The 9801-nt window shown below is 64.8% G+C and carries 6 protein-coding genes; 1 reads left to right on the forward strand and 5 read right to left on the reverse strand.

Annotated elements, in window-relative coordinates; translation table 11 throughout:
* Window positions 1-299 precede the first annotated feature (299 nt).
* Entirely contained in the window at window positions 300-773 is a 474-nt protein-coding gene (locus tag QMZ05_RS39100) for a TfoX/Sxy family protein (protein ID WP_353705612.1), read from the forward strand.
* A 159-nt stretch (window positions 774-932) separates the two neighbouring features.
* On the opposite strand, the gene QMZ05_RS39105 is transcribed toward QMZ05_RS39100, so the two are convergent.
* The 5 genes from QMZ05_RS39105 to QMZ05_RS39125 form a co-directional block, all read right to left on the reverse strand.
* Entirely contained in the window at window positions 933-2000 is a 1068-nt protein-coding gene (locus QMZ05_RS39105; RefSeq protein ID WP_279705985.1) for a GGDEF domain-containing protein, read from the reverse strand.
* A gap of 313 nt (window positions 2001-2313) precedes the next feature.
* A complete protein-coding gene (locus QMZ05_RS39110) occupies window positions 2314-3774 on the reverse strand; it encodes a DEAD/DEAH box helicase (RefSeq protein WP_353705613.1) in 1461 nt (486 codons plus the stop codon).
* Window positions 3775-4256: 482 nt separating this feature from the next.
* Window positions 4257-8099 (reverse strand): autotransporter domain-containing protein, encoded by a 3843-nt coding sequence (locus QMZ05_RS39115; protein WP_353705614.1) that lies wholly within the window; start codon window positions 8097-8099, stop codon window positions 4257-4259.
* Window positions 8100-8252: 153 nt separating this feature from the next.
* Window positions 8253-9050, reverse strand: coding sequence for a helix-turn-helix transcriptional regulator (locus QMZ05_RS39120; RefSeq protein WP_353705615.1), 798 nt, complete (start codon window positions 9048-9050; stop codon window positions 8253-8255).
* A gap of 180 nt (window positions 9051-9230) precedes the next feature.
* The coding region (locus tag QMZ05_RS39125) for a helix-turn-helix domain-containing protein (protein WP_353705616.1) at window positions 9231-9801 on the reverse strand (571 nt) is incomplete at its 5' end.

A 9801-nucleotide genomic window follows, 5' to 3' on the forward strand; every position in this document is an offset into this window, starting at 1 on the left:
CCAAGACTGCCTCCCAAAAGAAGCCTTGAATCTGATTTGCTCTCAAAAGGGAATCCTTAGAGTCCACACCACCTAGAAGATCAAGAGAACGCCGGTCTCTGCGGCGCACCCACCAATTCCATCCGGCGTCATTGCGAGGAGCGATAGCGACGAAGCAATCCATGGGTCCGCATACCCGGTTGGATGGATTGCTTCGCGGAGCCTGTCATCGGGCGCGCGTTCGCGCGACCCGTTGGCTCGCAATAACGTGGATGGAGACGCGCTCCTCCCCTGAGCGCGCAAAGCGGGGCGATGGGCACATGGACCGCGAATTCCTGACCGACCTGTTCGCCGATTTCGGCCCGGTCACGCTGCGCCGGATGTTCTCCGGCTACGGCATTTCCGCTGACGGCACCAATTTCGCGCTCGCGTTGCGTGCCGGGCTCTACTTCCGCGCCGACGAAGAGACCATCCCGCAATTCGAGGCGGAAGGCTGCGGGCCGTTCCAGTACCAGACGCGCGCCAAGACCGTGACAGTGAACTCATATTGGCAGCTACCGGCGCGCTTGTTCGATGATTCCGAGGAGCTCGCGGTCTGGGCGCGCTCGGCGCTCGGCGCCGCCCAACGCGCAGCGCTGCGCAAGCGGCCAAGGAAACGACCGGCTACGCGAAAGGCGAAGGCGCCGACGAAGAAGGCTGCTGCAAAGAAGGTTGCAGGCAACAAGGCGGCAGTGCGGAAGTCTGCGGCAAAGCGACCTTCAAAGAAGCGGACACAGAAAAGAAGACCATCCTGATTGCTGAGGGGCGAAATCCCTCCACGTCATTGCGAGGAGCGATAGCGACGAAGCAATCCATCGCTCCAGATATGCGACGCGATGGATTGCTTCGCTTCGCTTGCAATGACGTGGGTAGAGCCGGGCGCGTGGTCCAAGGCCTCACATGAGGCGATCAGATCACGCCACGCGCGATTGCGTCTCGGCGCTGAATTCCGGATCGGCTTCGCAGATCACGCGGTTGCGGCCGGCGCGCTTGGCGGCGTAGAGGCAGGCATCGGCGCGCTCGATCAGCGAATCCGTGTCGTCGGCCGGCTTCAGCATGGATACGCCGACCGAGATCGTGACGCGGCCGAGGATCTCGCCGGTCGACTTCTTCTTCAGCTCCTTGGCCATCACGGCCCGGCGGATATGGTCGGCGACCGTCAGCGCCTGGCGCAGCGCGGTGTTGGGCAGCACGACAGCGAATTCCTCGCCGCCGTAGCGGGCGGTGATGTCCTGGCCTTTGATGGTCTGCTTCAGCGACTGCGCCACGAGGCGCAGCACCTGATCGCCGGTGAGATGGCCGTAGGAATCGTTGAACGACTTGAAGTGGTCGATGTCGAACATCAGGAGCGACAGCGGCTCGCCGCTGGCCAGCGCGGCCTGCACCGCCATGTCCATCGAGCGGTCGAAATATTTCCGGTTGCCGAGACCGGTGAGCGGATCGGTCAGGCTCTCGGCGCGGATCGCCTCCAGGCTGTGCTGCAGCTCGTTGATCTCAGACTTGGACAGCGCGAGCCGGTTCTCCAGCGCCTGATTGGTCTCGCGCATCTCACGGGTCGATTTGGCGAGCCCCTCGACGATGGTCTTGATCTGGTCGCGCGTCGTTGCGGTCGAGAGGCGGTCGCTGGCGCCGACGAGGCTGGCGTCATAGGTCGCGGACACACCGAGCGCATCGGTGATCAGCTTCATGACGGCATCGATCTCGCCGATGACGCGGGCGCCGACCTTGTCGATGCGGTCGGAGGTCTTGATGTGCGAAAGGTAGGTTTCGTAGATCTGCTCGAGATCGGATTCAGAGAGCTTGCCGCTGCGCGCCAGCGTCTCGTTGATGACCTTGTTGAGCGGTGCGTTGTATCCGGTCGCGTAGACGTACCAGATCTCATAGTTGCGGGGGACGGCAGTCTGGCGAAGCGAGCGGATCTGACCAAGCGCGACTTCGGCAAAGGCCAACGTACGTTCGTGTTCGTCCAGCAGTTTGACCACTGTTACGTCCTCAATGCACCAATGCCGGTCATGTCCGGCAGCAATGACTAAATTATGGGGGCGAGGGTACGGGACGAGAGTGAAGGCAAGGTAAACAGTAGAACTACGGGATGCCGGCCGCGACTATCGCTCAATGCGCCCGACGCCGTCGTGTTCGCGCGCGGCTTTCGGAAGCTTTTCGCTTGCGTGTCAACGCGATGCGAGAATGGTGCGCATTTGTTTCAAACGCGGGAGATCAGCGCGTGCGGCGACGGCCGGCGGCAACATCGACTGTCCGGAAGCCGCCGCTGATGCGGCGGCAACACAGCAATCCTTAGGCGCGTGCGCGCACCGGTCGCAGCAGGAAGGCAGGCAGGTGCGAATGATCGGCGGGCTCGTGGTCGACATCGCGCTGCGGCCGCCGCGGCTCGGCACGCCCGATTGACGGGACGTGCGACGGGGCTGCCTGGGGCGAAGAGCCACGGCCGTGGCGCGGCTCGCGCTCCGGCTTGGCTGCACGCTCCTGGCGGGGCTCTTGGTCGTGACGCGGCTCGCGCGCCTCGCGTTCACGGCGCGGCTTGCGGCCGCCGCGGGCACCATCGCGCGAACCTTCGCGGCTGCGCGAGCGGCGCGGCGCGGCGTCCTCGTCGGAGGCGTCGCTGTGAACGGTATAGTCGCCCTCGGTGCGCGGAATCTGCTGACCGATCAGCTTCTCGATCGCGGCCATCGACTTGCTGTCGAGCGGGGTGACGATGGAGATCGCGGTGCCGGTACGCCCGGCGCGGCCGGTGCGGCCGATGCGATGGACGTAGTCATCGGGGTGATGCGGCACATCGAAATTGAAGACGTGGCTGACGGCCGGGATATCGAGGCCGCGGGCGGCGACGTCGGAGGCCACCAGCAGGGGCAGCTCGCCCTTGCGGAATTGATCGAGCGCCGCCATGCGTGCGCTCTGGTCCATGTCGCCGTGCAGGGCGCCGACGCTGAAGCCGTGCTTCTGCAGTGATTTGTGAAGGACGGCGACTTCGCGCTTGCGATTACAGAAGATAATCGCGTTGTTGAGGTCCTTGGCATCGCGCAGCAGGCGGCGGAGGATCTCGCGCTTCTCGTGCGGCTCGCGGCCGGCCGGCACCTGGGATTGGGTCACGGTCACCGCTGTTGTCGCGGGCTTGGAGACTTCGATCCGGGCCGGGTTATGCAGGAAGGCTTCGGTGATGCGGCTGATTTCCGGCGGCATCGTCGCGGTGAAGAACAGGGTCTGCCGCGTGAACGGGACGAGCTTGCAGATGCGCTCGATGTCGGGGATGAAGCCCATGTCGAGCATGCGGTCGGCTTCGTCGATCACCAACAGCTCGACGCCGGTGAGCAGCAGTCCGCCGCGTTCGGTGTGGTCGAGCAGGCGGCCGGGCGTTGCGATCAGGACGTCGACGCCGCGCATCAGCTTGGAGTCCTGGTCGCCGAACGAGACGCCGCCGATCAGGAGGGCGACGTTGAGCTTCTGCCCGGCGCCGTATTTGTCGAAGTTCTCCTTCACCTGCGCGGCAAGCTCGCGGGTCGGCTCGAGGATCAGGGTGCGCGGCATCCGTGCCCGGGCGCGGCCCTTCTCGAGGATGGTGAGCATCGGGAGAACGAAGGCAGCAGTCTTGCCGGTGCCGGTCTGGGCAATGCCAAGGACGTCACGCCGGGCGAGAACGTGCGGGATTGCCTGTTCCTGGATGGGGGTGGGGGTGGTGTAACCGGTGGCCGCAACTGCGGCTTGGACCTTATCGGACAGGCCTAGATTGGAAAAAGACATTGAGCCTCTGGTCGAAACCGCCGTTCGGAATCGAAGGTAAAAGGCTGTCGCGTTCGGCCCCGAAACGGCTCGCTTTTCTATAAAGCTCGGGGGCTCTGACTAACGCTGACGGACGGCAAACCTGACGAATCGCGTTTCGATCCGAGGGCCGCGTTGCCCCGCAACATAGGGGCGAAACCGGTAAAGTCAATCTTGGAACCGGCCGGATAGGCGAAAAAGCTTAACGTTTTGGCCAAAATAACCGTCATTTCCGTCATTTGGCGGTCAAATGAATCGCCAGTCCCGGGTCCGATGACGAGGTCTCCGGCGGGGGCAGGCGCCGCCTTTGCGGGGGAGGCGCGTCGCCAAAATATCGAAAACAACCCCATGCAAAGGAGGGGCGGTGGCCGGCGTTCGACCAGGCCAGTTGACACGTCGGGCAACTCACGAATATATTTCTAATATTCCGAAATCACGCAGAGGCATGCTCGCCGCAACGTGCATTACCATGCATAGCGGACCACGCCCTTGCCGGCATAGGAGCGGGTCACGTTGGAGAACTCGCCCTCGAAGCTTGCTAGTGCCGACCAGCCGTTCGCCCATTTCAGTTCGGCGGAGGCGGTGGTGAGGGCGGAGTCGGAGGCCTGTGCCGCGCCGTTCACGACGAAGCTTGCACCGGGCAGGGTCTGGAATGTCGCGGCAATGCTGCGGTCCGGATTGAAATCATGCGCCCAGGCTGCGCGGCCCCGCAGCGTCAGCACCGCATCTGACAGCGCGAAGGATTTGTCGGCGCGCAGGCCGAACTCGCTGCGGCTGTCGGTGACGCTCTTGGCGTTGTAGGCGAGCGCAAAGGTGTTGGCGCCGACGATGGCCTGCTCGGCACAGCCGGGAAGCTGGAACGTCGTGAACTGGCCGGCGGCGTAGGGCGTAAGACCAATGCCGCCGATCCATGGCGCGACGAAGCGATAGCCACCCTCGGCGCGGCCCGACCAAGCATTGGCCTTGAACTCGGCGCGCAGGCGATCGACGCTCCCGACCATCACGGTGCGATCCGTCGTGACATCCTGCCAGCCGTAGGCCAGTGCGCCGGCGAGATAGGCCGCGCCGATATTGTACCTGATGAAGGCGCCGGCCTGAAACAGGTCGGAGCGGCCGCCTCCGCTGTTGGCGATGTTGAAATTGGTGCCGCCGCCGGCGAGCGCGAAGCCTACGATGGTGTTCGGGGAGGAGCGGTAGTCGGCACCTACCGCGGTGCCGAACACCTGGCTCGTGGTGTTGTTCGAGCCGAGCGCGGTGTTGCCGTCGGTGGACTGTGAGCCGCCGTAAGCCGCCGCCCACATGCTCCAGCGCGGATCATAGACCTGGGCAACCGGCGCCTTGCGGTAGATCGCGGCGGTGGCGTCGCTGGTCGGATGCTTTGCCGCATAGGCCAGGGAATTGTCGTCGGCGTAAGCGGCTGACCCGGTCGGCAGCGCCGTCGCACCGCGGCCGTCGACGAAGGGATCGAGCATCGTGCCCATGAACTGGTTCATGGCGTTGAACGTGGTCTGCTGCGATCCGGCCGCGCTCTCGCCCGAGAGCTGGGTCAGGCCGTTCAGGAGATTGTCGCCCGACAGGTTGAAGATCGCGCTGAAGGCGCTGGAGAGGTTGGCGCCGCCGAGCAGGCCGTTGTCGATCGCGCCCGCGACGCTCCTGTGATTGACGCCGGCATTGGCCGGCAGGATCGGGGAGAGCAGGCCGGGATCGACCGACAGCAGCACGTCGTTGCCGACATAGCTCAGCACCGGATTGCGCGCGAGGTTGTTGGCGAGCAACAGGCTTGCCGAGCCGAACGTGCCGCTCAGCGTTCCCGCATTGACGATGGTGTAGGTGGTCTTCCTGGTGATGCGTTCGAGCGGCTGCACGATGACGTTGCCAGCGATGTTGGCCGCGCCGGTCACGTTCACCGTGTCGCTGATCGTGTTGGTGACCTGCACCAGATAAGTCGCCGCCGCGGTCATGGTCAGGCTCGCCATCGTGATGGTCCCCGGCGAATTGCCGGGCGACAGCGTGCCGCTGATCACAGTGTTGCCGATGGTGCCGTTGCCGCCGAGCGTGCCGTTCGGGCCGACCGTGACGCTGGCGTTCGGCATCGCGCCGTTGAGGATGAACACGCTGTCGACGTTGACAGACCCGGCAAAGTTCGAGTTGCCGGTAAAGCTCCAGTTCGAGCCGGCGAGAACCCCGAAATTGGCGAAGCCGGTGCCGAGTTTCGACAGGTCGAAGCTCGCGGCGGTCGTGCCGCCGAACTGCACGATACTGGTGCCGCTGCCGACGATGTTGCCGTTGAACACGGTGCCGGACAGGACTTGCAGCAAATCGTTGGTGCCGCCGAGCCGGACGGCGGTGCCGCCTGTGCCGGTGATGGCGCCGTTGGTGACGAGCGTGGTGGTGCCGCCCGATGTCACGATGCCGGTGGTGCCGGTGACGGAGGTGCCGGTCGTGATGAAGATGTTGCCGGGTGTCGAACGCGAGGCGGAGATGCCGATACCAGAGCTTTGCACGCCGGCGAGAGCGTCGATCTTGATGTCGCCGAGACCGTCGCGCTGCGCGAAGATGCCGTAGCTTCCGGCCTTGCCGCTCGCAATGACATTGCCCTCGGCGCGCAGCGCCAGCGTTGCCGAATTGTCGGCGCCATTGGTGATGATGCCCTTGATGCCGATCGCCGCCGCGCTCGTCGAGGTGGCGCTTACCGTCCCCTTGCTGACGAGATCGATGCCGCCGAGCCCGGCGGTCGCGAAAGAGATGGCGCTGCCGCGGCTCAGCGTGATGCCGGTCGCGGCGCCGTCCGAGGTCGCGGTCACGCCGCCATTGGCGCGAACCGTGAGCGTGCCGGTGTTGATGATGGTCGGCGCAAAGCTGGTGGTTGAACCGCTAATTCCAGTGGCCGTGCTGCCGGCGCCGATCGCGGTCGCCGTCACTGCGCCATCGGCCGTCAACCGGACCGTGCTCAGATCGGTTTGGAGTGCACTGATGCCGACGACCTTAGATGCGGTGTCGCTGATCGATGTTGCCGTCACCGCGCCGTGCAGATTGAAGTCAACCGGAACTGCGCCGGAGGCTCCCAGGGAAGCTCCGGTCACATTTGCGGTGTCGCCGGACCGCGACATGCCCGTGACCGAGATCGATCCGTTAGCGTTCAGCGTCGCCGAGCCGTCACTGGATGTGCTTCCCAATCCGACGGAAAGGCCGGCGGCGCCGCCAGAGGACGTATGGGAGACGGAAGTCCTGGTGTCGAAGGTTCCAGAAATATCGCCGTTGAACGTTGCAGTGTTGGCACCGGCGGCGGCGGAGAAACCGACAGACGCCAGGGCGCCGTAAAAGAACGTGTCGGGGCCGTTGCCCTTGGCAATATTGCCGTCCACGACGAGGCTGCTGTTGCTGCCGCGGCCGGACACGGAAAGCGTCCCGCCCGTGATGCCGCGTGTCCGGATCGTGTTGGTGCCGGAGCCGTAGTTCAGCAGACTGACGTCGCCACTGACATCCTGATTGAGTTTCACCGTGAACGCATTGGTGTTGGCCGAATTGCTGGCCTGGAGGTAGATGCCCCCGACGACGCTCGCATTGGTGGTGAGGTCGACGGTGCCGATGCCACCATTCTGGAGATAGATGCCCCCGACGATCGCGCCATTGGTCGTGACGGACAGATTGCGCGCAGTTTGGGTGCTCTGTCCCATCCGGACGTAAATCCCGCCGCCGGTTTGGGTGGTGTTGCCGGTGACTGCGCCCGTCGCGATCGTGACGTCGGATTGGCTGCCGCGGGTGTCGACGAAGATTCCAGTGCCGTTCGGTGCCACGATCTGGCTGCCAACGGTGTTGATGTTGACGGTACCTCCCGGTCCTGCGCTCGAGACACTGATGCCGGTGTTGGCCGAGACCGTGCCGGCGGTCTGGGTAATCGAGACCGGACCGCTGGCCGAGACCTGGATTGCGTACCAGTTGGCGGTGACGTCGGCCGATCCCGTGTAGGTGATCGGGGCTTGGCTAGTGCCGAGGAGCTGGATGCCGTTGGCCAGGGATCCCGTGATGCCTGCGGGGTCGTTGTGATTGAATGTGATGCTGCCGTTGGCGCTCACGACTACGCCACGGGAGTTAATCCCGGCGCCAGCGTTGACGTTCACGGTGAGATCGCCGTTGTAGCTCGCGTAGAGTCCGCCGTCCGAGGGATGGGTGGCGTCGCACAGCACGTTGGCGGTGCCGACGCCCGAGCAATAGACCGCGGCCTCCGCCGTGGAGCTCAGCGCGATCAACGACACCGATCCAAGCAGCGCGCCGCGCCACATCTCCGGCCTGCCGCTGCTCGCCATGACCTTGCCCCCGCCTGCCATTGTAACTGGTTGTTTCTGGTGCAACGGTCGTGCGGTGTCTTCTCAGTGCGCGCATCCCGTCGATCCAAAGCGCACTTGCTGAAGAAATGGAGCCAACTGTGGCCGTAAGGCCTCATCAGGTCGTCGTCGCGGCTAGAGCCCCGCGGCCCGGTACTCGCCCGGCGTCAGTCCTTCGGACGCGCTGAAGATCCGGTAGAACGTCGCCAGGCTGCCGAACCCGGAGGAGAGCGCGACATCGGCGATCGGCCGCGGCGGCTTTTCGCACAGCAGCCTGCGGCTTTCGCTCAGGCGCTGCGCGGTGACGGTCTGCGAGAAGCTCGCCCCCGTCGCTTCGAACAGGACGTGCAGGTAGCGAACCGAGACGCCGAGCATCTCGGCGATCATCCCCGGCGACAGCGCCGGCTTGGCGAGGTGGCGCGTGATCAGACGGCGCGCGAGGCTGAGCCGGCCGCCGCGCAGCGCCTGTTGCGCGCGGCGGCTGCCCGGCCTGATCGCGCCGCGCTCGATCAGCGCAAGGTCGGCGATGATCTTGACCAGCGCAGGGATGCTCGCGGTATCACCGGCCTCGGTCGCGTCCTTGAAGTCGGCAAGGCAGGCTTCGAGCAGCGGCGCCCAGCCGCGATTGCCGGTCGCCGGAGCGCCCCGACGGGCGAGCTCGATCGCTGCGGCCTGGTCCACGGCATCGCCGGCACGCGTGTGCGGGCTGTCCTCAAGCGTTGTGCGCATCGTGCATGACCCCTCGCTCTGCGTCAGAGCGCGCCTCGCCGGGAAGGAAATCGGCGGTGCCGAGACCGGGCGAAGCGCCAGCGCGGTTCTGGCGAAGTCGACGGAAATTATCTTCTCAATGCGCGCAGGCTGATCACATCGGTCCAGCGCATGCCGGATCGCGCGACGATCGGCCGGATCGTCCGTTTGCCCCATGTCAGCCATTCGAGACTCTCCAAAGGTTCTTGCGATGCAATATCGTATATTTCACATAGTCATGTAAAATATGAAATAGATAACACGTGTCAAAACTTGTCGGCGGGCCGGCGAAACGCCGGCGCCTGACGGTCGATTGTCGGAGGGATTTGCTGATCTGGAACGACGGCGCGTGGGCGCTAGCGCGGATTACTTCCGCTTCGGCATCACGGCGCAGCCGTAGAGCACCATCGCGCACATCTGGCGGTAGCGGGCCGAGAAGTCGTCGCGCGCAATCGGCGGCAGCGCCTGGTTGACGGCGCGGGCGCCGTCGGCAAGCGCCTGTGCAATCTGCTCCGGCGTGAACTCGCCGTTCAGCTTCAGCAGCCGTGCGGCCTGCAAGGCGATCACCAGTTTTTCCAGATCAGCCTGGAACGAGACGGCGGATTTGATCATCAGATCGCGGCAGCGCTTGAACGCCTCGGCATTGAGCTCGACGGTGTGCGGCGAGCCGGTGAGGCGGCGCCGCGTCTCGCCGTAGCGGACGTCGAGAATCGTCGCGAAGATATCCAGCGCGCCGCCGCCCTTTGCCCGCACCGACCGGCCGGCCTCCAGCGCGAGCGCGACGTCCTCGACGTGGCGATGCGCAATGACGGCGCGAAACGCCTCTTCCTTGTTGCTGAAGTAGTAGTACAGCGCGCGCTGCGTGAAACCGCAGGCCTTGGCCAACCCGACCATCGACAGCCCGCTATAGCCGTAGTCGAGAAAAGCCTGATTGACC

Origin of the sequence: Bradyrhizobium sp. INPA03-11B, assembly GCF_040446015.1 — a bacterium.
GTDB lineage: Bacteria > Pseudomonadota > Alphaproteobacteria > Rhizobiales > Xanthobacteraceae > Bradyrhizobium > Bradyrhizobium macuxiense_A.